We start from the raw sequence: 25,876 nt of genomic DNA, 5'->3' as shown, positions 1-25,876 counted from the left end.
CCTCTTAACTATTTTTCAAATTTTTGCTTTGATTCGCTTGGGACTTGTTGAATATAGATCTCAATGCCGTCTTGTTGTAATCCTGTTAATAAATCCGCCTCAGTATCAGTTAAATTAATTGTTTTAGAGTAATTTTTTGTCCCTTCTCGAGGTTTAGTACCACCTAAATTTAGGCTAGTGACTTTTCCTTGCGTGGCTCGAATGAGTTTTTCAGCATCTGCAACGGATTCAACGACAATTAACATTTGATATTTATCTGTTACGCCTGAATTGATCGCCTCAATACTGTCATCAATTGACTTCATCACTAATTTTGCGTTTTCTGGTTTAGCTAAACGAATAGCAGATTTACGTAATTCGTCATTAGCCACGACATCATTAGCCACTAAAATAGTGTTTGCACCAACATTTTCGAACCATGAAACAACTACCTGGCCATGTAATAAACGGTGATCTACACGTAATAATTTAATCATTGATATACCTCCTAGGTGAAATCGACCACATATTTAGTATTACTAGCAAACTTGTACTCAAGCGCAATCGGTTCGTTATTAATATCAAAATAGTGATTAGTAATTTTAAAAAATGGGGCGTTAATATTGATACGTAATTGTTTGGAAAGTTCAGCATTGGCTACCATCAATTGCAAATCTTGCTCTAATTTATCGACTTTTTTCTTTCCCGAATTAATGATTTCAAGTGCTGATAGTACCTTGATAATGGAAAGCTGAAAGTCTGGAAAATTAGTTAACGGTAGCAAAAAAATGGTTTTCGTTACGCTATTTGTTGCTATCTCCAAAAAACCAATAAAGTAGATAAGTTCCGTTGATTTTATTTTTAATAATTGGCTATAATAACAACCTGCTTGCCTGAGATAGGTTTCTTTGATCTGCTTTTTATGATTTGAATAAGCTTGAGGTTTAATTATGCCTGTCATTTCTAAAATCGTTTGAGTTGAAAGTGTAGGAGCGACAAATAATCCAACCCCTTTCTTTCTGACCACCATATTTTTTTCAACTAAACGATCAATCGCTTTACGGACTGTGGTTCGACTGACATCATAATCTTTTTGCAACTGACCTTCTGGCGGTAACTCTGTACCCACACTATATTGTCCTGTACTTATCTGCTCCATTAATTGGAGTGCTAATTTTTCAAATAACTTCATTTGTATTCTTCCTGATAATTAAAGATATTTTTTGCAGATAAGTGATATTTAAATCGATTACCAATTAAGTACTGGTCGGTGTGTTCAAACGGTTCAAAGTCATGATCATAACTGTAACTTGATACTTTATAGATAGGTGTGCCTTCAGTAATTGCTAAATATTTGGCTTTATCGTTGAGAGCGACTTCGTATGCGATCTCTTCTCGACCATGACTGGGTATAACATGAAAATGTGTTTTTAAATATTCATAAAGCGAAACATCATTTAAATCTTGTTTAACTAAATCTTTAAATTTTTTAGAAGGAAGATAACTTATTTCATAAGATAACGGAGTTTTATTCAATAAACGTTGTCTTGCTATTCTGATTAATCGCTGATTTGATTTAAAAAAGGTGTTTAATTCGGTAGGCATTGGAATGATATCATTAGAGAGTACTTTAATTTTGATGTGAACATCATCTTCTTTTTGGCACTCTTCAGTAAACGAAGACATTTTTAGCATATTCATTTCAAAGACAGTATGATTAGGGAGATGGTGATCTTCCTGAAAAACATCACCTTCCATCATTAAATCACTTAATGCTCTTCTAACTGTCGTTCGACTTACCCCAAAATATTCGGCAAGCCCTCTTTCTGTCTTTATTTGACTGATTATTTTAGGATTTGCTCTAATTTGTTCTTCGACTTCAGTTTTGACTGCAATATCACGGTATTCCAAAGATCACGCTCCATATTTGGGCTTTTTTATCCAATAGATATATCTTTAACAACCAATTACTGATTAAAAATTATCTAAAAAAATACATGCCGTCAATTTTAAGTACCAAAAGTGTTGTCATGATCACAATATTTTTTATTATCAACATAAAATCAAAATAATAACTCGTAATATGCATTAACGAATATGTTGAATCATTAAAATTGAAAAACTACGGATAATTAAGATGAGATAGGTGATACTTTAAATAATAAATAGAAATGATTGTGTTATAAAGTTCATGAATTTATTATATAAACATAAGTATAATGAAGAATTTTGAGCAGAAATGACTATTTTTTAACATTATAAAATATGCCGATAGGATAATCTGTTTTATCATTGCTTTAATAAGGGGAAAAGGATGATTAAAAAAATAATTTTCTTAATTCTATGTTTATTTAGTGCATTAGCCAAAAGTGATGAGTTTGTTTGGAAAATAAATTTTGATGGAAAGTTTAATATTCCTCATCTGAACTTAAACATTGATGGTAAAGATATTGAGGTTACCTTAGACACAGGTGGTAAAGAAGGATTATATTTACCATTAGATTTTATTGATAATATCGTTGATAAAATTGAACTTTCTAAAAACAAAAAAAGTATTGATTTATCTGGTAATATAAATATAACAAGATCTTTTATTGCGAATAATTTAGTCATCAATTCACTAATATTTAAAAAAGTTAATGTTATTGAATATAAACCATGGGGTTTAGCCATATCAAGTAACAATGAAAAAGAAGAAAGCGATGATTTCCCTGCTATTGGATTAGGTTTATTTGATCAATATGTTTTAACCTTAAATTTTCCTAAAAGTGAAATTATTATTTCAGACGATATAAATTTAAATTTAGATAACACATGGGTTGAATTACCTTTCCATTTAATGGATGAAGGTTTAGTTATTGAAATGTCAGATGGTTATAAAAATTACCAAATGATATTAGATACCGGAGCAAGCTTATCTATGATTAAAGCGCAATCTCTTTCACCTCAATCAATTAAAATTAAGGATGAAAATAGTGATTATCAATTTGTTGAACTTGGTGTGAGCTACGTTTCATCGGATAAAGTGGAAGCGATTATTCTCGATTCTCTTCCCCCCGAATTCCAATCAGATGGGCTTTTAGGTATTGATGTACTACAAAGTCATTTAATTAAAATAGATTTCAAAAATAAAAAATTATGGATTAAACCGTTTAAAACAGAATCGAGTAATTAATCTATTATTGGACGAAAACCGCATATTAGTTCTTATTTTACTAAAACGCAGATAATAAAAAAACCCACTTAAATAAGTCGGTTTTTATATCTAAATTGGTCGGCGAGAGAGGATTCGAACCTCCGACCCACTGGTCCCAAACCAGTTGCGCTACCAAGCTGCGCTACTCGCCGTTAGATTTACTTATGCATGGCATAAATGGGGTGGCTAATGGGACTCGAACCCACGACAACTGGAATCACAATCCAGGGCTCTACCAACTGAGCTATAGCCACCGCTGAAGTAGGACGAAATATTACGCATAAAAAATAATATTGTCCAGTATATTTTTAAAAAAATTGACCAATTGGTTATATAAAAACCGCAACAGTGTTTAACTCACTAAAATATTTGAAAAATTTATGCTTTGTGAGACATAATATGAATAATTTGTGTGTCGGTAGCTTTCATGCTGTTACTGACAATTGCCCCTAAATTATTAATTGATGTTTCAACACTATCACACACAATCCCTTCCTTACCCGTCACCCGAATACGACTCAAAGCCATTAATACCGCTTTATAGGCAGAGGATACGGATGTCGAAACTTTCATAGCACAACTATTAGATGCACCATCACAAATAATACCAGATAAATCACCAATCATACTACAAATTGCCATATCTACCGGTTCATACTCACCTTTGCCTAGTAACCATGCCATTCCTGCCGCTGCCCCCATAGCAGCGGTTGAAGCGGCACAAAGCGCAGATAACGGCGGATATTTACTATGTATATAAATTGCAATGGTATGCGATAGAATAAGCGCTCTGGCTAATTGCTCTTGCGTGACATTTAAATGTTCAGCCACCACAACTACTGGCATGGTCGCTGTAATACCTTGATTGCCTGAACCTGAATTACTCATCGCAGGCAATGTTGCACCGCCCATTCGAGCATCAGATGCTGCAGTTGTACGAATAATTACTTTAGATAATAAATCATCTGCCATTAATCCATTTTTAGTATGCTCACGTAAAGTGGTCGCAATACTTAGACCATAAGCCTGTTTTAATCCTTCTTCAGATAAAGCATCGTTTAATTTTGCTGCCTCTAAAATAAATTTTATATCGTCAAAATTAGCATAGGTGGCAAATTCATAGATTAATCTAACCGTCATTTGTTTTATGATAAGATCATCGTGAGATAACGCTTGATTAACTGAATCGGTTTGGTAAAGAAGATCACCATTTTTTTCAATTAATATCAAATGAGTATGCGTGTTTTCAATACAGACTTTGACATGATCTGTTTCAGTGTAAACATTAGCCTCTGCATAAATTGCTTTATGATTATCTGCAATTTGAACACGTACCTTACCATAAGTGAGCATTTCTTTTGCTTGTATAATTTGCGCTGAAGTGATGTTTTTTAACACTTCAAGCCCAGCATCTGCATCACCGCCTATCGCACCAATCGCAGCAGCAATAGGTAAGCCAACCATACCGGTACCAGGAACAGTGACACCCATTCCATTTTTCATTAAATTTGGCGAAACATAAGCTTCAATTTTTTTTATGTTATTTTTGTCAAGATATTGACTAGCAACCGCTGAAGCAAATGCCAAAGAAATAGGTTCAGTGCAACCAAGTGCTGGTAAAACTTCATGTTTTATTAATTGAATTAATGTCTGCCATTGTGTTTGCTGTTTAGATTCTTCCATTCATCAATCTTAATGTTATTAGTTGAAAATTTAACAATTTATTTATCAATATTTTATTATATCTTAAGCTATATTTGAATGATGATATGACACAATCTCTATATAATAGTGCAATTTTATAGCAAATTAGATTAATCAAAATAAAGTGTTATTCAATTTCATTTAAATTTTGATTAAAGCTATAGCTAAACTAACATTTTTTAAACAATTAGGTAGTAAATTAAATAAACAGCAATCGTTCAAAATATGTAATATTTTAGTAAAATTACCTGACATTTTTTTTATTATTGCAATAATATAACTACCTATAATTATATAATAATGGCGATTATGATAAATATTTTATTAATTGATGATGATATTGAATTATCACAGATGCTAAGTGAGTATCTGACTAATGAAGGCTTTAATATCAAAAGTGTTTATTTAGGTAAAGATGGTATTGAAGAAGCCTTATCAGGCAAATATCGAGCTGCAATCTTGGATGTAATGTTACCCGATATTAATGGAATTGATGTTCTTAAAAGTATTCGTCAGCAATGTAATATGCCTGTTATTATGTTAACCGCTAAAGGCGATAATATTGATCGTGTTTTAGGGTTAGAATTGGGCGCAGATGATTATATTCCAAAACCTTGTTATCCACGCGAATTATTAGCAAGACTGCGTGCTGTTTTACGTCGTTTTGATGAACGGTCTGTTGAGTTGGTCGATGATAAAAAATACCATTTTAATGGCTTAGTATTAGATTTACCGCAACGTTTATGCACTTGGAATGGCCAAGTGATAGATTTGACATCAACCGAGTTTAATTTATTAGTATTATTGGTAAAACACAGTGAGCGGGTGGTCACTAAAGAAGAGTTATCTGAAATAGGTCTTGGTCGAGCTCGTGAACTTTATGATCGTAGTGTCGATGTACATATCAGTAATATTCGCCAAAAACTTCATCAAGTTGCTCAAAATGTAGTAACTATTGAAACTATTCGAGCTGTTGGTTACCGAATCCGTTAATTTGATAATAGGCTTGAGATGAATCGTCGATTATTTTGGAAAATACTCATTATATTTTGGGTGATTTTCTATCTTACTTTTCAGTTAACCTGGATTGCATTTTCTTATTATATAGAAAATAAAAACCAACGATTTCTCAATCATATGCCGACAAAAGTCGATATGATCGCTCAATTATTACATGTAGCAGGTGAAAATGAAACGTTAAATTTTGTTGCTCATCTGCCTGAACGCGAGCGAGTTTTATTATCAATAAAATTGATTTCTCCTCAAAACGATCAAATCAATATCATTACGGATGAATTAGAACCGCCAAATTATATTTATCAACGTACAGCAGTTGCGCCTGATGGAACACTTTATGCGGTTTCATTTAGGGAAGATAAAGACAAAGACGATCAAGTCAAAAAAGCCCTGTTTAATATGCCAATGCCAATTGTGTTAATGGGAATTTGTGTGGGATTAGTCTTTAGTCTCTTTTTGGCTTGGAACTTAACCAGACCAATGAAACTATTAAGGCAAGGCTTTTTCAGAGTTTCTCAAGGTGATCTCTCGGTTAGATTATTCAATAAACTTAAACCACGCCATGATGAGCTTAGCGAATTAGGCAAAGATTTTGATATGATGGTTGAACAACTCAATATTTTAATCTCAGACCGCCAAGCTCTTTTGCATGATGTATCACATGAGCTTAGAACGCCACTTGCTCGCTTACAATTAGCCATCGGATTAGCTCAACAAAATAAGCAAAATATTGATACCGCATTAGCAAGAATAGAATTAGAATCTGAACGATTAGATCAACTTATTGGTGAAATATTAAATTATTCACGTGCTGAAATGAATAATCGCACAGATGAATATTTTGATCTAAAAGATTTATTGCGTGTGGTCATTAATGATGCAAATTATGAAGCGAATCACCAATCGATAAATGTTCACTTCATTTCATCAGCGATTATTCATTCTATTGTTAAAGGTAACTCGGAACAAATTCGCCGTGCAGTTGAAAATATTATTCGTAATGCAATTCGTTTTTCAAAGCCGGGACAAGAAGTTAATGTATCTTTAAAAGAAGTCGGTAAATACCTACAAATTGAAGTTAAAGATCGTGGTCCTGGTGTCGATCCAAATAAACTATCGAGTATTTTTGAACCGTTTGTTCGCATTCAATCGCCTCAATTAGGTAAGGGTTACGGTCTTGGTCTTGCAATAGCCAGAAAGACGTTCACCATGCATAATGGCACTATTCAAGCAACAAACCGTGATCATGGTGGACTTACGGTGACAATTCGCTTACCTTATTGGCGAAAGCATTAATCAACCATGCATATTCATTTACGGATTAATAGCAATCAGTATTAACCGTTAAGACAAATTCTTTCACTAATCTTTCTAAATCAATTTTATCGTGACCGATGAAATTCAAGACTTGTGTGATGGTGCTTGGTTCATTTTCTAATAGTGTTTTATATTGTGCTATATATTGGCTAGCGATAGGCTTATAGGACCAATGCCACTCTTCTGGCTGATAGCCTCCATTTCTTCCTTCGTTAAACGCTTGGCAAAAGCCATACTTAGGTAAATTGTCCTGAAGCCATTGATATAAAATTCTACCCTTTTTATCATTTTTGAAATAATCTGATGAAACACTGGTAATATCGATATCCGTTCCCCAATGATGACGAGATGTACCGGGCATTGATGAATATTTTAGTATTTCTTCAGCAATTTGTTCTGGATCATTAAACTGATTGGACAATTTATCCCATTTACGCTGCCAAATTGAGTTTTGATAGGTGTAATTACGTGTAGCACTTACGATAATAAACGGAATATCAGGATGTGCTTTTTTAAAAGCTTGATAAGCTTTTATAAGCTGCTGAGTGGGTTCCTTTTGAAGATACATGCCCTTTTTATTGACAGGTAACATGGTAGAATCTAATGCGACAAAATTATTGTCAATCTTTTCATCAAACTGTCCAATTAGTTTGTTAAAAGGTATAGGTTGTGCCATAGTAAACGTTGAATATAAAAATAGGGTTAATGTTAAACAGAAAATATGGATATATTTTGCTGAATTTGTTTTCATTATTAATATTCTATTAGCCATATAAAGGGAAAAACAGTATAATCCTTTCCTTAAATTTTTAAATAGCCATAATGTGTAAAAACGAGGCCATATGTTAACACCTGCTACACCAAATACGTCTGTTAATTGTGCAGATGCATCCAATCTTAATACAACTAATCCTAAAAGTGAAAAAATAAATTTACTTGATTTAACTCGTCAACAATTGAGAGAGTTTTTTATTTCATTGGGCGAAAAACCATTTAGAGCCGATCAAGTCATGAAATGGATCTACCATTTTGGGGTAGATGATTTTGATCAGATGACCGATATCAACAAAAAGTTACGTGAACATCTAAAATTAATCGCTGAAATCAAAGCACCACTAATTGCAATGGAACAGCGCTCATCCGATGGTACGATAAAATGGGCGTTAGATGTTGGTGATAACCAGATGATTGAATCTGTTTATATTCCAGAAAGAGATCGTGCAACCCTTTGTGTTTCATCACAAGTTGGCTGTGCTTTAGCGTGCAAATTCTGTTCAACCGCACAACAAGGCTTTAATCGTAACTTAACGGTATCTGAAATTATAGGTCAAGTATGGCGAGCATCGAAAGTCATTGGAGTAACAGGTAAATTAGCAGATAGACCTATTACGAATGTGGTCATGATGGGTATGGGAGAGCCTCTACTCAATTTATCGAATGTCGTACCAGCAATGGAAATCATGTTAGATGATTTTGGTTATGGCTTATCAAAAAGACGAGTAACCCTATCGACTTCTGGTGTTGTTCCTGCTTTAGATAAATTAGCCGGTATGATTGATGTCGCCTTAGCTATTTCATTGCATGCGCCAAATGATAATATACGTAGCGAAATTATGCCAATTAATCAAAAATATGATATGGCAATGTTACGCGACTCAATTTTACGTTATCTGTCGACATCAAACGCTAATCATGGAAAAGTAACGATTGAATATGTATTACTTAATCAAATCAATGATAGTGTTGAACATGCTCATGAACTTGCTAAATTCTTAAAAAACGTTCCAAGTAAAATCAATTTAATACCTTGGAACCCATTCCCTGGCGCTCCTTTTTCAAAATGCTCAAACACACGTATCGATCGTTTTATGAAAACGTTAATGGGATATGGATTTACAGTGATTGTTCGTAAAACACGTGGCGATGATATTGATGCGGCTTGCGGTCAGTTGGCCGGTGACGTCGTTGATCGTACTAAACGGACTTTATATAAAAAGCAAAATCTTATTAAACAAACAGCATAACGATCAAGGTAAATTAATAAAGGAATAGTTGATGAAAAAAATACTCATATTACTAAGCTGTTTAGCATTATTAACACTATCAGGCTGCCAAATAAATGGTAACGAAGAGTTCGATCCCGAAGCGGCAGCTTTTGCAAGAATGCAATTAGGGTTAGGATATCTAAGCAAAGCAAATGAATCGGAAGATAACATTAAAGCTGCACACTATAATCTCAAATTAGCAAATCAATATTCACCCAATAACCCACAAATTATGCTAGCTATGGCAATGTTTGATCAGCACGTTGGCGAATACAATGAAGCAGAAATGATTTATAAACGCATTACCCTTATGCAACCAGGTAATGGCTTATATCATGTACATTATGGATCTTTTTTATGTGGACTTGGACGTTATCAGGAAGCACAAAAGGAGTTTGAAAAAAGCCTTGAATACGATCGCCATAATTGGAAAGCCGATACCTATGAACAGTATGGATATTGTGCAATCCAAAATGATGATAAAAAAACAGCTGACTTAATGTTTAAACAACTTTTCCAATATGATGCAAAACGTCGTGAAACGGTTTTAAAAACAGCTGATCTTTATCAAAATAAAGGTGATAAAAGAATAGCGAGTTATTTATTATCAATTGTTGAACAATAAAGTACAACCCTATATTAAATAATCGTTTATCCAAATAATTATAAACAAGAGCATATGTCATGAGTTTTTTGACGATATTTTTATTAGCAATGGCAATGTCTACAGATGCTTTTGCGGTTGCTGTTTGTCGTGGAATTTCATTTAAATCGACTCCCTTTATTGGCGCCTTAAAAGTTGGTATTTTATTTGGTGTCGTTGAAGCAATCACACCATTGCTAGGTTGGCTCATAGGCATTTTGACACTGCACTATATAGAGCGTTGGGATCACTGGGTAGTATTTGCTGTCATGTTATTTTTAGGCATTAGCATGATTTATAATAGTTTTAAAGATGGCGATGATGATTTTTCAGAAAAAGAAATAGCTTCTTCCAAAAAATCTTTTCTTATCTTAATTTTTACCGCTATTTCTACCAGCTTGGATGCATTTGCTGTTGGAATTAGTTTAGCATTAGCTAGTGTTAATATTTATATTGCAGCAAGCATGATTGGATTAGCAACCTGTGTCATGGTGACTATAGGTTTATTACTAGGAAAAAAAATTGGTTGTTTTATCGGAAAACAAGCCGAGATTTTAGGCGGATTGGTGTTAATTGCGATTGGCGTAATAACACTTTATCAGCATCTTTCAAATTAAGTTCGCAAAATTCAATACTCTTTTTACAAATTCCAACATACATTTAATTTCAATTTGTTAATTTATTCAAACTTGTAAAAAGTTTTTTTGATAAAAAGAAAATGAAAAGGTGAAAAAAAGATTGATTTGTGAATACAAAAAAACTATCCGCGTAAACGGATAGTTTTTTAAATAATTATTTTGTGTGTAAGGAAAGAATTACATCATTCCGCCCATACCACCCATGCCGCCCATACCAGCAGCACCTAAATCAGCTTTATCATCTTTAGGTAAATCAGTTACCATACATTCAGTTGTGATCATAAGACCAGCGACAGATGCAGCATATTGTAATGCACTACGAGTTACTTTAGTTGGATCTAAAATACCCATTGCAATCATATCACCATACTCTTCAGTTGAAGCATTGTAACCATAGTTACCTTTACCACCTTTAACTGCGTTAACAACAACAGATGCTTCTTCACCACAGTTAGTGACGATTTGACGTAATGGTGCTTCCATTGCACGAAGTGCAACTTTGATACCTACGTTTTGATCTTCATTTGCACCTTTTAGTTCAGCAATCGCTGAGGCAGCACGAACTAATGCTACACCACCACCAGCAACAACACCTTCTTCAACTGCAGCACGAGTTGCATGTAATGCATCTTCTACACGTGCTTTTTTCTCTTTCATTTCAACTTCAGTAGCTGCACCAACTTTAATTACTGCAACACCGCCAGCTAATTTAGCCACACGTTCTTGAAGTTTTTCTTTATCGTAATCAGAAGTTGATTCTTCAATTTGTTTACGAATTTGTTCAACACGAGCATTAATTAAAGACTCTTCACCCACACCATCGATGATAGTAGTATTGTCTTTATTGATAACAACACGTTTAGCTTGACCTAAATCTTCTAACGTTGCTTTTTCAAGCTCTAAACCGATTTCTTCTGAAATGACAGTACCAGCTGTTAAAATAGCGATATCTTGTAACATTGCTTTACGACGGTCACCAAAGCCTGGTGCTTTTACGGCTGCAACTTTAACAATACCACGCATAGTATTCACAACTAATGTTGCTAATGCTTCACCTTCAACATCTTCAGCAATAATTAATAGTGATTTACCCGCTTTTGCAACCGCTTCTAATACCGGTAATAATTCACGGATATTAGAGATTTTTTTATCAACTAATAAAATATATGGACTATCTAATTCAACCGTTGCTGTTTCTGGTTTATTGATGAAATAAGGTGATAAATAACCACGATCAAACTGCATACCTTCAACCACATCAAGTTCGTCTTGTAAACCCGTGCCGTCTTCAACAGTGATAACACCTTCTTTACCTACTTTTTCCATTGCTTGCGCAATTAAAGTACCCACAGTTTCATCTGAGTTAGCAGAAATAGTACCAACTTGTGCAATTGCTTTAGAGTCTGCACATGGAGCTGATAATTTTTTAAGCTCTTCAACAGCTGCAACGACTGCTTTATCGATACCACGTTTTAAATCCATTGGATTCATTCCTGCAGCCACAGCTTTTAAGCCTTCGTTAACAATAGCTTGAGCAAGTACAGTTGCCGTTGTTGTACCATCACCAGCAGCATCATTAGCTTTCGATGCCACTTCTTTAACCATTTGTGCACCCATATTTTCGAATTTATCTTCTAATTCGATTTCACGAGCAACTGAAACACCATCTTTAGTGATAGTTGGAGCACCAAATGATTTATCTAAAACGACGTTACGCCCTTTAGGACCCAAAGTCACTTTTACTGCATCAGCTAATACATTCACGCCTTGAAGCATTTTAACGCGAGCGTCATTACCAAATTTTACATCTTTAGCGGCCATCTTCGTATTTCTCCTAAATTCTGTATATAATTTAAATTAGTTGCCAGTTATGCTTGTACAATAGCTAAAATATCGCTTTCAGACAGGATAAGTACTTCTTCATTATCGATTTTTTCTGTTTTAACGCCATATCCTTCATTGAAAATTACGATATCACCAACTTTAACATCTAGCGGTTGTACTTGACCATTTTCTAAAATGCGACCATTACCAACAGCTAAAACTTCACCACGTGTTGATTTACCTGCAGCTGAACCTGTTAAAACAATACCTCCAGCTGACTTTGATTCCACTTCTTTACGTTTAATGATCACACGATCATGCAATGGACGAATTTTCATTAGTTATCTCCTAGCACTAATATTTAAATAGATGATAATTAAAAATAAATCATAAAATTATGATTTTAAAATGTAGTGAAGTTTACATGGGGGTCTTTTTTATATTCTTCAAGTGAGGAATTTCAAAAAAATGACCAATTGATTATTTATTCATCATCTTTCCGAATAAATTCTCCTTCAATAATCTCATCAGATTGATTAAAGGATCTTGATGAATCAACGCTAGATTGAATAGGCATTTTTTTTACAATTAATTTCACTAAATAATTTTGTACGTAAGGAATTAATAAAATCACTCCTAATATATCAGTCAAAAATCCCGGAATCAGCAGGAAAAAACCAGCAAATAGCAAAGCGACATTTTTAATTACTTCGTTTTTCAAACTTTGATGATTAGCCATTTTTTGTCGCATAATACTAAAATTCTTTAAACCTTGTGTTTTAACTAAAGAAAACCCAATAAAGGAAGTAGCAATAATACAAATTAGCGCAAGGAATACTCCAATTGAATCAGCAACCTTTATGAAAAAACTAATTTCGAAATAAGCATAAATGAAAAAAAGAATACACAAGAAATATCGCATGTAACAATTCCCTTAAAATAACGTGATATTGTTATATATTAGTAATAATATAAAGCTAATAAGTTATTTTTCAACCAAACAAACTATTTTTTTAAAAATATATCACAAAAAGAATTGACGAATTATCACAGATCGTGTTTAATACACCTCCATTGTTGCCCGGATAGCTCAGTCGGTAGAGCAGGGGATTGAAAATCCCCGTGTCCGTGGTTCGATTCCGCGTCCGGGCACCAATCCTAAAAGAACACCAGCGAAAGCTGGTTTTTTTGTGTCTGAAATTCCAGCAAATTAAAAACTTTAAAAAATCGTTATTAATATCGATGAATCAATATGTTTATTGACCTGAAATTTAAAACAATCCTCACGTTAAAATAAAAAATAACTATATTAATAAAATATAAATTCTAATCCCAATAGAAAAGGCTTATAAAAGTATAATCAAATGATTGGTTAAAAAATTCGTTGTTATTAACACTATTATGTTTACCTATTGTTAGTCACGAAGATGGTAAAAAATGGATTGATATATTGCTCAATGAACGACACCATTCTCGTGATAACAATTTGCAAAGTTTGACCAGCAGATGAAAGCAAATCTATTGTCGTTTTACCCTTACTACATAGTTGGCAACTTAATGCACTTAAAAGTTATGCCAAAGAATTAGTTGATTTTGAAATTGATACAGATCGTTATCAACTTAATCCTTAAACTTTGGCTTTTGGTGTTCGTATTCAATATAGAATCAGATCAACTTCCTCTCCTTATAGCGCAGAATATATTAATCTCTACGTTAAACAAAATGATAAATTAAAACCCGTTGTTGATAATCTCCCCATGTTTGAACTTTCAGTTGAGAATGATCAAAGGTACGCACATAACATTCATATCTATGATCGTAATATAATATTGGGAAGTAGTATGACTCATGGTTATGTCGACCTAATTGTTTTAAAAATGTAAATCGAATAGCTCTGGTAAATGATTATGGCGTGTATTACGCATGAAATTGTCTTACCTAAAAAACGTTTTATTTATTTTACAATGGTTTGGAATATCCTGTAAAAAAGATTGAGGAATCAGCAATAACAGAGGATTGCAGGAATTGAAAAATTTATAAATATGTTGTTTTAAAAAACAATAATTTTTTGACACGCATGATAATTAGAATATATGTTCTCAAAAGACAAAATTTAAAATAAATGAATATGGGAATATTGCGGAAATAAATTAAAATTAAAAGGGAAAAAGAAGTTCATCCTGTTCTTATTATTCATGCTGCTATTTTCATGTAATGAAGATAATAACCTAAATCCCACTAAACATGTCGATATTGATAAAGACCCCATTTGTTGGATCTCCTTCGAAGGCATACAATTCTATATTGGTGAAGACTTAGCCAGCATTGAGAAAAAAATTGATATAAGGGTGTTTCATAGAAGTATATCCCAATGAAGGTATGTATATATCTCCCTACAAAGACTATAATTATCCGGAAATAACGTGGATGCGAAATCTATCTTGAACGTTTGATATAAATTTAAAATTACATTCGCTATTACCAACACATTGATTCAATCTGCGAACAAAACAAATGTCCCCCCCTGAAATTATACATGGCGATACTTTAAGACCCGTTATATTAACGTTCTGTAAGAATAATATGGAATTAACAAACTGTGTAATCTAATTTAGTATCCAAAAATAAAGCCGGCTATTCCTAGCTTTTTATCAAATACGATTTGGAAGTAAATATTCTTATTTGTTCTGTAATAAACTAATTTTTTACAGTATGTTTCATATTTTTGTGAACTAGATCACAAAAATAATTTTATTTTTATAATAATGTCCAATCTTTATCTTTACATTAATTTATCAAAAATAATGGATTGCAAACAATTACAGAAAAAAATCATTGATATCACCATTTGGAAAAAAGGCGAACAACGAGCACCACATAAACCTTTATTACTTCTGTATGTCTTATCAAAATATAAACAAAGTCATACACGTTTATTTAATTATAAAACTGAAATTGAGGAACCGTTGCATGATCTCTTGATGCGTTTTGGTCCTCAGCGTACACATTACTATCCTAATATGCCTTTTTGGCGATTGAAAAATGATGGATTCTGGCAATTAACCAATATTGAAAATTGCATAAATATCAATAATCCAAGTAAAGAGCCAACCAGCAAACAGCTAGCCTCATCACAAGTTTATGGGGGATTTGATGAACCATCCTTTCAATGTCTTATAAAAAATCCATCTGCTATCGATCAAATAGCAGAACAGATTTTAAGTCAGCATTTTCCTGAAAGTGTGCAAGAAAATTTAATCAATCGACTTGATTTTAGTTTAACCGATTTTCATCGCCAACGCGATCCAAAGTTCAGACAGTTAGTCTTACGAGCTTACAATTACCAATGTGCAATTTGTGGTTTTGATTTAAGGTATGATTCAGTATCCATTGGTCTTGAAGCAGCCCATGTAAAATGGAAACAGCATGGCGGTCCTTGTGTTATCAATAATGGTTTAGCGCTTTGTTCATTACATCATTCGGCTTTTGATATGGGAGTAATTGGGCTTGATAGTAGTTTAAAAATTAAAATATCGAATGGTATTAACGGTAATCAAATTGTCGAGAGACTATTTTGGGATTTTGACGGAAAAGATATTAAGCAACCTAGATCGAAGGAAGATTATTTACATGATCGGTTTGTTGAATGGCATTTGAGAGAAGTGTTTAGGAACTAATAACGATGGCCAAAATCGACAATCAAATTAAACAATTAATACCTGGTACAGTTTTAAATAATCAACAATTATGTGATATTTTTAAATGTAGTCCACAAGGTGGAATGCGAAAATCTAATACTACTCATACTCTAGTTCTAATTACGAATCATGTAGAGTCAGTTTATTCTGATGTTTGGAATGATGATGTACTTCATTATACAGGAATGGGACAAACAGGTGATCAAAGTTTAGATTTTATGCAAAATAAAACACTTAATGAAATTGAATCTAATGGCATTAGTGTACATTATTTTGAAGTGTTTAAGGAAAAAGAATATACCTATTCAGGACGTTTAATTAAAGCTGCTTCACCCTATCAAACTCAGCAACACGATGCTAATCAAGTATTACGTAAAGTTTGGGTTTTTCCACTAAAACTTACTGAGAATAAGTTACCAAATAGAATTTTTTCTAATTATAAAAAAGCAAAAGAAGAACAAGTTCACAAATACAAAGTAGATAAGTTACTCAGTAAAATAATTAAGCAAAATAAAAAACCAGGTAAACGAGACATTGTTACGCCTCAATATATAAGAAGTGCTGAGTTAGCTGAATTTACAAAACGTAAAGCTAAAGGAAAATGTGATCTTTGTGACAATCCAGCACCTTTCTTGACAAAGGATAATATTCCTTATCTAGAGTGTCATCATATAATCTGGTTATCTGAAGGTGGCGAAGATTCAATAGAAAATACGGTTGCATTATGTCCTAACTGCCACCGTAAAATGCATATTGTTAAAAATGATAACGATATTACAAAATTAAAAAAAATTGCCAAATTAAGAGCAAAAGCAGCCACTAAACACAAATAAATTTATTCATATTATTGCTTCCGTAATTACCAGTGAAGGGAAATATTTTTTTGCTCAACCTGGTAATGTGAAATTAAAAAAGTAGATTACTAGCAGCATTATCTAATTTGATATCGATTATGTGTTCAATAAGCTGATTACTAAGTTTTAATAAAGAGAATAGTTAAGAAACCAATAAAACATTTCTCCCACATAAATTTCTAAACTATAGCACTTTTTAAAATAAATAATATCAAACTAAAATGGCATTAGTAAAAAATTTTTAAATATATTAAGAATATGAAAGAAGCTCTGTCAATTATCTTAAAAGAAAGCTTAGATTAAAATAATCGGAATTGATTAATGCTTTAAATCATATGATTAAATTACAAAAATAGTATTTTATCGATAAATTTAATATAAAAAATCTATTTTTTCCAAATAACCACTTATTCTTTTTTTGCAATTAAGCTCTTTAAATGAAATTATAGATTAAAAATTCTTTATTTAATTTTTTTCAAACATAAATTAAACAATAAATTTTTTAATAAATTCAGGCACAACTTGACTTGCTGGGCCGTAAATTTTGGTTTGAAATAAACTTTCTCTTAAACTTGGCTCTAAATTAAGCTCAACAGTTTTAGCTCCCGATTGATTGGCAACTTTTACAAATCCTGCGGCAGGATAAACATTACCAGATGTCCCAATAGAAATGAAATAGTCAGCCTGTGAAAGTGCATCGTAGATTTTATCCATTTGTAATGGGATTTCTCCAAACCATACTATATGGGGGCGAATAAATTTATTTTGTTGATAATCGACATCTTCCAGACAATCGATAATCTGCCCTGTTTGTTCATTGCGCACTTTAAGTAATTCTCCGTGCATATGAATAATATTTTTAGAACCTGCTATTTCATGTAGATTATCTACATTTTGTGTGACCACTAATACATTTTCACTGCCCAATTTGTGTTCCAGTTCAGCTAAAGTAAAGTGAGCTAAATTCGGTTTTACATCAGGACGTTGTAATTTTCTTCGTAGCATATTATAGAAGGAATGAACCGCAATGGGATTACGACTATAACCTTCATAGGTTGCAACATCGTTAACATCATACCCTTCCCACAATCCATTTTGCGCACGGAATGTCGATAGCCCAGACTCAGCCGAAATACCGGCACCAGTTAAAATAACAATTTTAGGTGTTTTGATCATATTTTAGACTCTAGTATTCAAAATTATGCCGATTTAACTACGATGCTATTGACTATATTCAGTAGTAAACATATTCAAAGCGGGTTTGTTTAATTTCTGATATTTGCTATAGGCAGTAGCCACTTTCAATCGAATATTAGCTTTACTTTCGCCTTTTAACCAAGCGTCAATCATAGCGTGCACACTATATGCTTCCGGAGCCATAAGATGCATAGTTAAAATCAAGGGCGAAATCCCCAAACGAGATAACGGCTTCGAAAAATATTTCTGACTTTTACAAGCAAAAACGGCCGCATATCTCGATTTTTGTTGTTCTTGTGCGTCATTTGGTAGAGTTTCCCAACGCCAGTTATCAGGCAAAAATTTATGCCAAGACCATTCCATTAAAGCATTATGACCAATATAAACGACTAAATCAGCTTTACCTCCAGCCGTTATTTGCTTGTTATCTATCGTAAATGATGATTGTTTTTTGCCTGCTGAATATTCTATAAAATCATCAATAGTATCATCTATGTATTTGCCATTATATGCCTGAGCAATCAGATAAACATCTTTGCTTCGATGCTTATATATAATCTCTTCTAATATTTTATCATCATCAGGTTTATTGATTTGTACTACTTGCCACTCTTTTTGTTTACCAAAGTAGGTTTTAAAACCATAGGCCGCCCCCCAATAAAGATTATTTTTTGGATCTTGACCATTACCGATTGCAGCCGGAACTGGTGCAATGCCTTGATACTTATTATCACATAATGCAACAACGACATGAATCACTTTGGGATCAGCAAAACATGAAAAAGAAAAAACTAAACACATTATTGGCATTAATAATAGATATTTACTCGTTTTCTTCATTTGTTATCAATTCTCCATTCACTTCGTATTTTACAATTACATTATTTTTATACATCATTTCTGAACGAATATATGCGGGAGCGCCACCAATATTGTTTTTGGTCATGGTGTCTCTCCAAATTTCATTTTTTCTATAAATAACACCTTGCCTTTTGATAAAGGCATGCTGCTTTTCATAAACATGATAGCTGTATTGTCTTTCTTCATCACATAATAGCTCACCCTCTAGTTGGTGATTGCCAACATGAAGCATAATTTGAAACGTTTTATCGGTAGGATTATGAATAATAAGATCAATATAATTATAAAAAACAGCGGCACCCGAACCAAAAGGCAACACTCGACCATCATCAGGAAAAGGATCAAAGCTATGATTTGCTCGTTCGACTATTTGGAGTTCTGAATGGAGAGCTAACCAATGAATTAGATTACTAATCTGACATATACCACCGCCAATACCGGAACGAGCTACACCAAATGAAAGTTCCATTCCATTCACAAATCCTCGCTTTTTAGTTGGTTTTCCGACTAATCGGCAAAACGAAAAATACTCACCAGGTTTAATTAAGATTCCATTTAACGAATCCACTGCAATTTTTAGATTTGTGACTTTATTGTATTGAAGCTGAATGTCGCTGTTACCCAATCGACGTATTAATTTGGATGTATGTTTTTTATAGCGATATGGTAAACGTAAATCATGACTACGTTCTAAGCTATATTGACGCGAAGAACAATACCAGAACAAATGACGAAACAAACGACGCTGATTTACCCTTAACCAATAAAGTAAGGGATGATAACTTGATAACGGTTTAGACATTAATTGTTTTTTAGCTTAAATTCCAATAAGATAAATTATAACATTAGTACTATTTTTTGAGAGAAGAGATACATAAACTTTTAATAATAAACTAAAAGATATCTTAAAGAAGTTATATTATGATTTAGTACGTTAAGGATGAATAAAATGAAAACAATAGGTTTAATCGGCGGGATGAGCTGGGAAAGTACCGTGACTTATTATCAAGTGATTAATCAAATAATCGGTAAATCATTGGGTGGTTTACATTCAGCAAAAACACTCTTATATAGTGTCAATTTTCAAGAAATTGAACATTGCCAAGCCAATGGTGAGTGGGATAAAAGTGCGCTTATTTTAATTGATGCAGCGAAAAGGTTAGTGCAAGCTGGTGCAGATTTTATCGTGATTTGCACCAATACTATGCATAAAGTCGCAGATCAGATTCAAGCAGCCATTGATATTCCCATTCTTCATATTGCTGATGTTACGGCACAGCACTTAATTAAAGAAAATATTCAAACCGTTGCTTTGCTTGGAACAAAATATACGATGGAACAAGACTTTTATAAATCAAAACTGATTAATAAAGGTTTAAAAGTGCTGATTCCCGATGAGCAAGATAGAATGATCATCAATCAAATTATTTATGATGAACTTTGCCATGGTATCATTAACCCTACATCGAAACAAACCTATCTTAATATCATTGATAAGCTAGTTATAAAAGGAGCCCAAGGAGTGATACTTGGTTGTACGGAGATTGGTTTATTAATTTCTCAAGCAGATCACAAGATCCCTTTTTTTGATACAGCTCTGTTACATGCTCAAGAAGCAGCATTAAGCGCAATAAATAAAGGTTGTTTTTAATCCTATAGCAGATGGCAATCTAAATACTTACCGATTGCCTTTAATATAAAATCGCTACAAAAAATTCTTGATTTTAACTGATTTAAATAATATGCATTTTCAACAAAAACCAATTAACTTTTTATTGTGCGCTTTGAAATCAGTTATTATAAATACATAAAAATTCTTTTGAATGGGTGCGCTAAATAATCCTTGTTCAATGTTTCATTGAAATTAGCGTTCCTCTATAGCGCCTCGCATCGCAGAATAGGCCGCATTACATTCACCTTTAATCACATCTGGATTTTTTTCAACCATCTGTCTAAACTCCTCAATACTTTTTTTAATTGACTCTTCAGATTCGGCAGGCAGTTGTGATGTATTTTGTAAATCCAAAATCAATGCAATATAGCGATCACATTCAACTGCACCAGTATCTATTTTGATAGTTCCTAGGTCATGTTTATTTTTTTCATTACAAGCAACAAGATTTGCAAACAGAAGGCTTAATAAAATACTTTTAGTAATTTTTTTCAACATTTCTTATTCCTAAATTAGTAAGTCATTTACATAAATATATTTATGCAATGTGGTCATAAATAAAGATTATTTTTTATTTATAACATATTTATATGTTTTTTGGATGAATTTTGATAATAGTATTTTAAACCCCTATTAACTGTAATTTAAAGATTTTATTCATAAAAAAAGCCTTACTGCTTTTCCAGCAAGGCTTATAAAAGTAGCAGTTAACAAAAAGCTTATGCTTCTATCGCAACACGTAGTTTTTTCATAGCATTTTTTTCAAGTTGGCGGATTCGTTCAGCCGAAACACTATATTTATCAGCCAAAACTTGCAACGTTGATTTACTATCATCAGCATCTAACCATCGAGCTTTAATGATATCTTGGCTACGTTCATCTAATTGTGATAAAGCATCATGTAACTTGTCGGTTGCATCATTTTCCCAATTATCATTTTCAATTGATTTAGAGAAATCTGAATTACTATCTTCTAAATATAATGCCGGCGCAACAACTGCGTTATCATCATCATCGCTATCGACATCAAAGGACATATCTTGTGCAGACATACGCGATTCCATTTCAAGCACATCTTTACGGCTAACACCTAATTCATCAGCAACCATATCAACTTCAGCACTATTAAACCAACCCAAACGTTGTTTATTTTTTCTTAAATTAAAGAATAATTTTCTTTGTGCTTTAGTCGTTGCAACTTTAACAATACGCCAGTTTTTTAACACATACTCATGAATTTCAGCTTTAATCCAATGTACTGCAAATGACACTAAACGAACGCCCATTTCAGGATTAAAGCGACGTACTGCTTTCATTAGACCAATATTACCTTCTTGTATCAAATCTGCTTGTGGTAAACCGTAACCAGAATAACCACGGGCGATGTGCGCAACAAAACGTAAATGCGATAAAATTAATTGTCTTGCTGCATCAACATCATCATGATAGTAAAGTCTTTCGCCTAAAGATTTTTCTTCCTCAGCAGTTAGCATAGGATAGGTATTAATCAAGCGAAGGTAAGATTCAATATTGCCTTGTGGGATTAAAGCACCTACTTGCATTTTTAAATCAGTACTCATTTAATTCCCCCTTTATTTAAACTTTTTTTGTTGTATTTATTTTTGATTACAACAATATAAAACTTTATACAGTTTTAAACTTTTAATATTAGACAGTTAAAATGTAATTTAGTTCACAATTAGGTTTAAAATAAAAAAATATTTATAAAAATATTAATCACCTTTTCTACTTAATACTATTAAGAAGAACTATCTTAATTAACTAATTTTTAAATATCTTTTTGTTGTAATAAGTGATGATAACCATCCTATCACAATTGTAATTAATACAATTAGCAAGACTTCATCCCACAATAACCCTTCTAGTGAAAATACTGTTCCGAATTCATTTGAGACATTTAATATAATAGATTCTATCTGAAAAATAAATATTTCCGATAAAACGACAGAAAATAAAGCACTTATAAATCCAATAAACATTCCACTATACAGAAAAGGGCGTAAAATAAAACCTTCGGTAGCGCCTATTAATTGCATAACAATAATTGTTTGTTTTCGGGCAAAAATACTTAAACGAATACTATTTCCAATAACCAGTGATACTGCAATAATCATAAATATTGCAATAGCCCAAACTATTGCTTTAACCATATCAGTTAAAGCTGTCAAACGAGTAAACCAGCTATCGTCTAGTTTGACATCATCGATACCATCAATTTTGAAAATTTCTGATTGTAATTTATGAAGTATTTCTGTCTTTTTTGCTTCTGGTTTAGGAATAATAATTGCTACCGCCGGCAGTGGATTTTCTTCTAATAAATCTAATGCACTACTGAATCCAGACCATGAAATAAATTCTTCTTTAGCATCATCGCGTGAAAGATAATTAACTTTTTCCACCTCTGAAAGAGATTTGATTTTTTCAATTAATTCGTCAGTTTGCTCAGCATTAAATGTCTTGCTTATATATGCCGTTAAATTTGGCGTTGGAGACCACCGATGTGCAGCTTGATTCGCATTTTTCCATAATAAATAGCCGATTGTTGGTAAGCTTATTGAAATTGCTATAACTAAAATTGTCAGTAGTGATGTTAAAATATTTTGTTTGAAATGATTAAAAACATTTTGCCATGCATAACTTATTTGTCTTTTCCAACGACCTAAAAAGTGACTTTTATTTTTAGAAGTTGATTTGGCTGATCTGACATTAGCGTTTATCATTAATATTAGCCCTCTAAACGCCCTTGATTTAAATGAAGTATCCGGTGGTGTTTTCGACGAATAAGCCCAATATTATGCGTTGCCATTAATACCGTTACGCCAGCTTGATTAAATTCTTCAAACAATTTTAAGATATCTTTTGAAAGTTTATCATCAAGATTACCTGTAGGCTCATCGGCTAATAACACACTGGGACGATTAACAATCGCTCTTGCAATCCCTACCCTTTGCTGTTCTCCACCAGATAACTGAATGGGATAGAATTTAGCTTTATTGATTAATCCAACTTTATCAAGCGATGCAGAAACCCGTCGTCGGATTTCTTCAACTGGTTTACCTAAAATGATTAAAGGAATAGCAACATTGTCATAAACAGTATGATCCATAAGTAATTGGTGATCTTGAAAGATCATACCTATTTTTCGCCGTAAAAAAGGCATATCCTGCTTTCGTAACGTTGACACATCAATGTTATTAAGCATTACTTTACCATCATTCGCTTTTTCCAAACCACAAATAAGACGCATTAAGGTGCTTTTGCCAGCACCCGAATGACCTGTTAAAAATGCCATTTCACCTGTTGATAATGTAAAGTTTATATTCTGCAATGCAGGTCTTCCGCCAGAATAAACTTTACTCACATGTTGAAATTGGATCATAGCCTCTCTCTATTCATCTGTTTCATCAAACAGTGCGTTAATAAAATCATCAGCGTTGAAAGGTCTTAAATCTTCAATTTTTTCGCCAACACCAATATAACGGATAGGGATATTAAACTGATCAGCAATACTAAAGATAATACCTCCTTTTGCGGTACCATCTAATTTAGTTAAGGTCATGCCTGTTAATCCAACTGCTTCATTAAATAATTTAGTTTGGCTAATTGCGTTTTGTCCAGTGCCTGCATCAATTGTTAACATGATTTCATGTGGTGCAGTTTCATCATGTTTTTTTATCACTCGAACAATTTTTTTTAGTTCATCCATTAAATGTGATTTGTTTTGTAAACGACCTGCAGTATCAGCTATTAGAACATCAATATTTTTAGCTTTGGCAGCTTGAATGGCATCATAAATAACTGAAGCCGAATCCGCATTAATATGCTGTGCAATTACCGGAATATTATTTCGTTCTCCCCATACTTGTAATTGTTCAACCGCTGCAGCACGAAATGTATCACCTGCGGCAAGCATAACAGATTTACCTTGTTGTTGAAATTGACGAGCTAATTTACCTATTGTTGTTGTTTTACCGACACCGTTAACACCAACCATTAATATCACAAATGGTTTATGAGTTGAAATATCCAGCGGTTTATCAACTCCATTTAACACAGATTTCATTTCTTGCTTTAATAGTTCATGTAAAGCATCAGCATCTTTTAACGCTTTGCGAGAAGCTTGTTGAGTTAAAGCTGAAATAATTTTTTGCGTAGTTTCAAAACCAACATCTGCAATTAATAATTGTTCTTCAAGTTCTTCAAATAAAGCATCGTCTATTTTTTTTCCTCTAAATAAATTTAAAAAACCTGATCCTATATTTTGTTTTGTTTTAAAGAGACTTTGTTTTAGACGAGAAAAAAATCCCTCTTTTTTTTGTTCTACCATAAATAGTTATCCTATGATCATGATAAAGATCATTTTATCTTATTTTAGTATAAAGCCCAATTTATTCAGTACAAATAGATGAATATATTGATCTAGTTTATTCAAAAATTCTCTACAAAATAGTACTTAATTATCTACTATTTATTTTATAGATAAAGATTATCTAGGTTTATTGTTTTCCATTCACCTAAAGGTAAATTATGGCTGAATAAATTATATTGACCTATTTGGACTCTAATCAATCGTAAACATGGAAAACCAACTGCAGCACACATCCTTCGAACTTGTCGATTTTTACCTTCTGTAATAGTGATACTTATCCATGATGTCGGAATAGTTTTACGTTCTCTAATAGGAGGCACTCTTTGCCATAGGAATGTTGGTTCTTCTAAAATAGTTGCTAGTGCAGGTGCAGTATAAAATTCTTTTAATTGAACACCACGCTTTAATTTATCTATTGCTTGTTGAGTAATTGATCCTTCAACTTGAACCCAATACGTTTTTGGTAGCTTAAATTTTGGTGAACTAATTTTAGCTTGTAGTTTACCATCGTTTGTTAATAAAAGTAATCCTTCACTGTCAGTATCTAATCGTCCAGCAGGATAAAATTTGGGTAATGAGATAAAATCTTTCAATGTTGGATATTTTTCATGTGCTGAAAATTGTGTAACTACATTGAATGGTTTATTAAAAGCGATTAATGAGCTCATTTCAAATCATATCCCGTTCAGTCGTCAGTTTGATTGATTTTAATTTGTTATTCTGTAAATAGCAAAAAAGCCCAGCATCTCTGCTGGGCTCTCGCTCTTATTTAAAAGTCTGGCGGCACCCTACTCTCACATGGGTAATACCCACACTACCATCGGCACTACGGCGTTTCACT

25 protein-coding genes, 3 tRNA genes and 1 pseudogene are annotated in these 25,876 nt (G+C 32.9%); 10 read left to right on the top strand and 19 right to left on the bottom strand.

Going from position 1 to position 25,876, the window contains the following annotated elements; translation table 11 throughout:
- Positions 1-8 precede the first annotated feature (8 nt).
- The 3 genes from ACGH6P_RS06110 to ACGH6P_RS06100 are packed head-to-tail and all read right to left on the bottom strand — an operon-like array spanning position 9 to position 1,890.
- Positions 9-476 (bottom strand): PTS sugar transporter subunit IIB, encoded by a 468-nt coding sequence (locus tag ACGH6P_RS06110; RefSeq protein ID WP_220216176.1) that lies wholly within the window; start codon positions 474-476, stop codon positions 9-11.
- 11 nt (positions 477-487) lie between these two features.
- The gene (locus ACGH6P_RS06105; RefSeq protein ID WP_411596983.1) at positions 488-1,171 is read right to left on the bottom strand and encodes a GntR family transcriptional regulator; all 684 of its coding nucleotides are present in this window, start codon (positions 1,169-1,171) and stop codon (positions 488-490) included.
- Positions 1,168-1,890 carry a GntR family transcriptional regulator gene (locus ACGH6P_RS06100; protein WP_220216178.1) on the bottom strand — a complete coding sequence of 241 codons (723 nt, stop codon included), beginning with the start codon at positions 1,888-1,890 and terminating at the stop codon, positions 1,168-1,170. The genes ACGH6P_RS06105 and ACGH6P_RS06100 overlap by 4 nt, the downstream gene beginning before the upstream one ends.
- Positions 1,891-2,293: 403 nt before the next feature.
- Here ACGH6P_RS06100 and ACGH6P_RS06095 point away from each other — a divergent pair, with 403 nt between their 5' ends.
- On the top strand, positions 2,294-3,154 hold the full coding sequence (locus ACGH6P_RS06095) for a hypothetical protein (RefSeq protein ID WP_411596982.1): 861 nt from the start codon (positions 2,294-2,296) through the stop codon (positions 3,152-3,154).
- A gap of 96 nt (positions 3,155-3,250) precedes the next feature.
- Here ACGH6P_RS06095 and ACGH6P_RS06090 read toward each other — a convergent pair.
- The 3 genes from ACGH6P_RS06090 to ACGH6P_RS06080 all read right to left on the bottom strand — a co-directional run bounded on the left by ACGH6P_RS06090 (position 3,251) and on the right by ACGH6P_RS06080 (position 4,858).
- Positions 3,251-3,327: transfer RNA gene (locus ACGH6P_RS06090), tRNA-Pro, on the bottom strand.
- A gap of 26 nt (positions 3,328-3,353) precedes the next feature.
- Positions 3,354-3,429, bottom strand: a tRNA-His gene (locus ACGH6P_RS06085).
- Between the two features lie 124 nt (positions 3,430-3,553).
- The gene (locus ACGH6P_RS06080) at positions 3,554-4,858 is read right to left on the bottom strand and encodes a serine dehydratase subunit alpha family protein (protein ID WP_411596981.1); all 1,305 of its coding nucleotides are present in this window, start codon (positions 4,856-4,858) and stop codon (positions 3,554-3,556) included.
- 333 nt (positions 4,859-5,191) lie between these two features.
- On the opposite strand from ACGH6P_RS06080, the gene ACGH6P_RS06075 reads away from it, so the two are divergent.
- Together ACGH6P_RS06075 and ACGH6P_RS06070 are read left to right on the top strand one after the other, a co-directional pair.
- A complete protein-coding gene (locus ACGH6P_RS06075) occupies positions 5,192-5,872 on the top strand; it encodes a response regulator transcription factor (protein WP_065558131.1) in 681 nt (226 codons plus the stop codon).
- Positions 5,873-5,890: 18 nt separating this feature from the next.
- Complete coding sequence (locus tag ACGH6P_RS06070) at positions 5,891-7,192, top strand: ATP-binding protein (protein WP_267350021.1); 1,302 nt, start codon at positions 5,891-5,893, stop codon at positions 7,190-7,192.
- A 25-nt stretch (positions 7,193-7,217) separates the two neighbouring features.
- Here the strand turns inward: ACGH6P_RS06070 and ACGH6P_RS06065 are convergent, their stop codons facing one another.
- Positions 7,218-7,964 carry a M15 family metallopeptidase gene (locus ACGH6P_RS06065; protein WP_267350023.1) on the bottom strand — a complete coding sequence of 249 codons (747 nt, stop codon included), beginning with the start codon at positions 7,962-7,964 and terminating at the stop codon, positions 7,218-7,220.
- A gap of 91 nt (positions 7,965-8,055) precedes the next feature.
- Here ACGH6P_RS06065 and ACGH6P_RS06060 point away from each other — a divergent pair, with 91 nt between their 5' ends.
- Genes ACGH6P_RS06060 through ACGH6P_RS06050 form a run of 3 tightly spaced genes read left to right on the top strand, consistent with a single transcriptional unit; the run spans position 8,056 to position 10,518 of the window.
- Positions 8,056-9,237, top strand: a complete 1,182-nt coding sequence (locus tag ACGH6P_RS06060; RefSeq protein ID WP_411596980.1) for a bifunctional tRNA (adenosine(37)-C2)-methyltransferase TrmG/ribosomal RNA large subunit methyltransferase RlmN — start codon at positions 8,056-8,058, stop codon at positions 9,235-9,237.
- A 31-nt stretch (positions 9,238-9,268) separates the two neighbouring features.
- Positions 9,269-9,883: a hypothetical protein gene (locus ACGH6P_RS06055; RefSeq protein WP_411596979.1), complete on the top strand. Its 615-nt coding sequence runs from the start codon at positions 9,269-9,271 to the stop codon at positions 9,881-9,883.
- Positions 9,884-9,942: 59 nt separating this feature from the next.
- Positions 9,943-10,518, top strand: coding sequence for a manganese efflux pump MntP family protein (locus tag ACGH6P_RS06050; RefSeq protein WP_267360503.1), 576 nt, complete (start codon positions 9,943-9,945; stop codon positions 10,516-10,518).
- 198 nt (positions 10,519-10,716) lie between these two features.
- On the opposite strand, the gene groL is transcribed toward ACGH6P_RS06050, so the two are convergent.
- The 3 genes from groL to ACGH6P_RS06035 all read right to left on the bottom strand — a co-directional run bounded on the left by groL (position 10,717) and on the right by ACGH6P_RS06035 (position 13,285).
- A complete protein-coding gene (groL, locus tag ACGH6P_RS06045; protein WP_065558075.1) occupies positions 10,717-12,360 on the bottom strand; it encodes a chaperonin GroEL in 1,644 nt (547 codons plus the stop codon).
- Between the two features lie 47 nt (positions 12,361-12,407).
- Complete coding sequence (locus ACGH6P_RS06040) at positions 12,408-12,701, bottom strand: co-chaperone GroES (RefSeq protein ID WP_034915350.1); 294 nt, start codon at positions 12,699-12,701, stop codon at positions 12,408-12,410.
- Positions 12,702-12,847: 146 nt separating this feature from the next.
- Positions 12,848-13,285: an FxsA family protein gene (locus ACGH6P_RS06035; RefSeq protein ID WP_267380051.1), complete on the bottom strand. Its 438-nt coding sequence runs from the start codon at positions 13,283-13,285 to the stop codon at positions 12,848-12,850.
- 157 nt (positions 13,286-13,442) lie between these two features.
- Here ACGH6P_RS06035 and ACGH6P_RS06030 point away from each other — a divergent pair.
- The 3 genes from ACGH6P_RS06030 to ACGH6P_RS06020 all read left to right on the top strand — a co-directional run bounded on the left by ACGH6P_RS06030 (position 13,443) and on the right by ACGH6P_RS06020 (position 16,894).
- Positions 13,443-13,518, top strand: a tRNA-Phe gene (locus ACGH6P_RS06030).
- Between the two features lie 1,649 nt (positions 13,519-15,167).
- Positions 15,168-16,040, top strand: a complete 873-nt coding sequence (locus ACGH6P_RS06025; protein WP_411596978.1) for a phosphorothioated DNA-binding restriction endonuclease — start codon at positions 15,168-15,170, stop codon at positions 16,038-16,040.
- Between the two features lie 5 nt (positions 16,041-16,045).
- A complete protein-coding gene (locus tag ACGH6P_RS06020) occupies positions 16,046-16,894 on the top strand; it encodes an HNH endonuclease signature motif containing protein (protein WP_267360509.1) in 849 nt (282 codons plus the stop codon).
- 507 nt (positions 16,895-17,401) lie between these two features.
- Here ACGH6P_RS06020 and cobB read toward each other — a convergent pair.
- From cobB to ACGH6P_RS06005, 3 genes are read right to left on the bottom strand one after another with little or no spacing between them, the layout of a single operon-like run.
- Positions 17,402-18,091, bottom strand: coding sequence for a Sir2 family NAD+-dependent deacetylase (gene cobB, locus ACGH6P_RS06015; RefSeq protein WP_411596977.1), 690 nt, complete (start codon positions 18,089-18,091; stop codon positions 17,402-17,404).
- A gap of 45 nt (positions 18,092-18,136) precedes the next feature.
- On the bottom strand, positions 18,137-18,952 hold the full coding sequence (locus ACGH6P_RS06010; protein ID WP_411596976.1) for a hypothetical protein: 816 nt from the start codon (positions 18,950-18,952) through the stop codon (positions 18,137-18,139).
- On the bottom strand, positions 18,936-19,775 hold the full coding sequence (locus ACGH6P_RS06005) for a VanW family protein (protein WP_411596975.1): 840 nt from the start codon (positions 19,773-19,775) through the stop codon (positions 18,936-18,938). Before ACGH6P_RS06005 ends, ACGH6P_RS06010 begins: the two co-directional genes overlap by 17 nt.
- Before the next feature lie 147 nt (positions 19,776-19,922).
- Here ACGH6P_RS06005 and ACGH6P_RS06000 point away from each other — a divergent pair, with 147 nt between their 5' ends.
- A complete protein-coding gene (locus tag ACGH6P_RS06000) occupies positions 19,923-20,624 on the top strand; it encodes an aspartate/glutamate racemase family protein (protein ID WP_411596974.1) in 702 nt (233 codons plus the stop codon).
- 213 nt (positions 20,625-20,837) lie between these two features.
- Here the strand turns inward: ACGH6P_RS06000 and ACGH6P_RS05995 are convergent, their stop codons facing one another.
- The 6 genes and pseudogenes from ACGH6P_RS05995 to ACGH6P_RS05970 all read right to left on the bottom strand — a co-directional run bounded on the left by ACGH6P_RS05995 (position 20,838) and on the right by ACGH6P_RS05970 (position 25,703).
- The gene (locus ACGH6P_RS05995) at positions 20,838-21,143 is read right to left on the bottom strand and encodes a hypothetical protein (RefSeq protein ID WP_267360518.1); all 306 of its coding nucleotides are present in this window, start codon (positions 21,141-21,143) and stop codon (positions 20,838-20,840) included.
- 221 nt (positions 21,144-21,364) lie between these two features.
- Complete coding sequence (rpoH, locus tag ACGH6P_RS05990; RefSeq protein WP_267360520.1) at positions 21,365-22,225, bottom strand: RNA polymerase sigma factor RpoH; 861 nt, start codon at positions 22,223-22,225, stop codon at positions 21,365-21,367.
- A gap of 198 nt (positions 22,226-22,423) precedes the next feature.
- Positions 22,424-23,386, bottom strand: a complete 963-nt coding sequence (gene ftsX, locus ACGH6P_RS05985) for a permease-like cell division protein FtsX (protein ID WP_267360521.1) — start codon at positions 23,384-23,386, stop codon at positions 22,424-22,426.
- Positions 23,387-23,391: 5 nt separating this feature from the next.
- Positions 23,392-24,045: a cell division ATP-binding protein FtsE gene (gene ftsE / locus ACGH6P_RS05980; RefSeq protein WP_267360522.1), complete on the bottom strand. Its 654-nt coding sequence runs from the start codon at positions 24,043-24,045 to the stop codon at positions 23,392-23,394.
- 9 nt (positions 24,046-24,054) lie between these two features.
- Positions 24,055-24,978 (bottom strand): annotated as a pseudogene (ftsY, locus tag ACGH6P_RS05975) (signal recognition particle-docking protein FtsY); the annotation flags it as partial.
- Positions 24,979-25,139: 161 nt separating this feature from the next.
- Positions 25,140-25,703 carry a pseudouridine synthase gene (locus ACGH6P_RS05970; protein WP_267360526.1) on the bottom strand — a complete coding sequence of 188 codons (564 nt, stop codon included), beginning with the start codon at positions 25,701-25,703 and terminating at the stop codon, positions 25,140-25,142.
- Positions 25,704-25,876 lie beyond the last annotated feature (173 nt).

It is taken from the genome of Gilliamella sp. CG25 (assembly GCF_046635705.1).
Lineage (GTDB): Bacteria > Pseudomonadota > Gammaproteobacteria > Enterobacterales > Orbaceae > Gilliamella > Gilliamella apicola_I.
The sequence above is the reverse complement of the archived record's forward strand: the minus strand, read 5'-3'. Positions and strand labels throughout refer to the sequence as shown.

Coding starts and splice junctions, on each gene's coding strand:
- ACGH6P_RS05970 (WP_267360526.1), bottom strand. CDS start 25,703: ATGAGCTCATTAATCGCTTTTAATAAACCATTCAATGTAGTTACACAA.
- ftsX (WP_267360521.1), bottom strand. CDS start 23,386: ATGATAAACGCTAATGTCAGATCAGCCAAATCAACTTCTAAAAATAAA.
- ftsE (WP_267360522.1), bottom strand. CDS start 24,045: ATGATCCAATTTCAACATGTGAGTAAAGTTTATTCTGGCGGAAGACCT.
- rpoH (WP_267360520.1), bottom strand. CDS start 22,225: ATGAGTACTGATTTAAAAATGCAAGTAGGTGCTTTAATCCCACAAGGC.
- ACGH6P_RS06060 (WP_411596980.1), top strand. CDS start 8,056: ATGTTAACACCTGCTACACCAAATACGTCTGTTAATTGTGCAGATGCA.
- ACGH6P_RS06080 (WP_411596981.1), bottom strand. CDS start 4,858: ATGGAAGAATCTAAACAGCAAACACAATGGCAGACATTAATTCAATTA.
- groL (WP_065558075.1), bottom strand. CDS start 12,360: ATGGCCGCTAAAGATGTAAAATTTGGTAATGACGCTCGCGTTAAAATG.
- ACGH6P_RS05995 (WP_267360518.1), bottom strand. CDS start 21,143: ATGTTGAAAAAAATTACTAAAAGTATTTTATTAAGCCTTCTGTTTGCA.
- ACGH6P_RS06040 (WP_034915350.1), bottom strand. CDS start 12,701: ATGAAAATTCGTCCATTGCATGATCGTGTGATCATTAAACGTAAAGAA.
- ACGH6P_RS06050 (WP_267360503.1), top strand. CDS start 9,943: ATGAGTTTTTTGACGATATTTTTATTAGCAATGGCAATGTCTACAGAT.
- ACGH6P_RS06020 (WP_267360509.1), top strand. CDS start 16,046: ATGGCCAAAATCGACAATCAAATTAAACAATTAATACCTGGTACAGTT.
- ACGH6P_RS06065 (WP_267350023.1), bottom strand. CDS start 7,964: ATGAAAACAAATTCAGCAAAATATATCCATATTTTCTGTTTAACATTA.
- ACGH6P_RS06105 (WP_411596983.1), bottom strand. CDS start 1,171: ATGAAGTTATTTGAAAAATTAGCACTCCAATTAATGGAGCAGATAAGT.
- ACGH6P_RS06025 (WP_411596978.1), top strand. CDS start 15,168: ATGGATTGCAAACAATTACAGAAAAAAATCATTGATATCACCATTTGG.
- ACGH6P_RS06010 (WP_411596976.1), bottom strand. CDS start 18,952: ATGAAGAAAACGAGTAAATATCTATTATTAATGCCAATAATGTGTTTA.
- cobB (WP_411596977.1), bottom strand. CDS start 18,091: ATGATCAAAACACCTAAAATTGTTATTTTAACTGGTGCCGGTATTTCG.
- ACGH6P_RS06070 (WP_267350021.1), top strand. CDS start 5,891: ATGAATCGTCGATTATTTTGGAAAATACTCATTATATTTTGGGTGATT.
- ACGH6P_RS06055 (WP_411596979.1), top strand. CDS start 9,269: ATGAAAAAAATACTCATATTACTAAGCTGTTTAGCATTATTAACACTA.
- ACGH6P_RS06110 (WP_220216176.1), bottom strand. CDS start 476: ATGATTAAATTATTACGTGTAGATCACCGTTTATTACATGGCCAGGTA.
- ACGH6P_RS06035 (WP_267380051.1), bottom strand. CDS start 13,285: ATGCGATATTTCTTGTGTATTCTTTTTTTCATTTATGCTTATTTCGAA.
- ACGH6P_RS06095 (WP_411596982.1), top strand. CDS start 2,294: ATGATTAAAAAAATAATTTTCTTAATTCTATGTTTATTTAGTGCATTA.
- ACGH6P_RS06005 (WP_411596975.1), bottom strand. CDS start 19,775: ATGTCTAAACCGTTATCAAGTTATCATCCCTTACTTTATTGGTTAAGG.
- ACGH6P_RS06000 (WP_411596974.1), top strand. CDS start 19,923: ATGAAAACAATAGGTTTAATCGGCGGGATGAGCTGGGAAAGTACCGTG.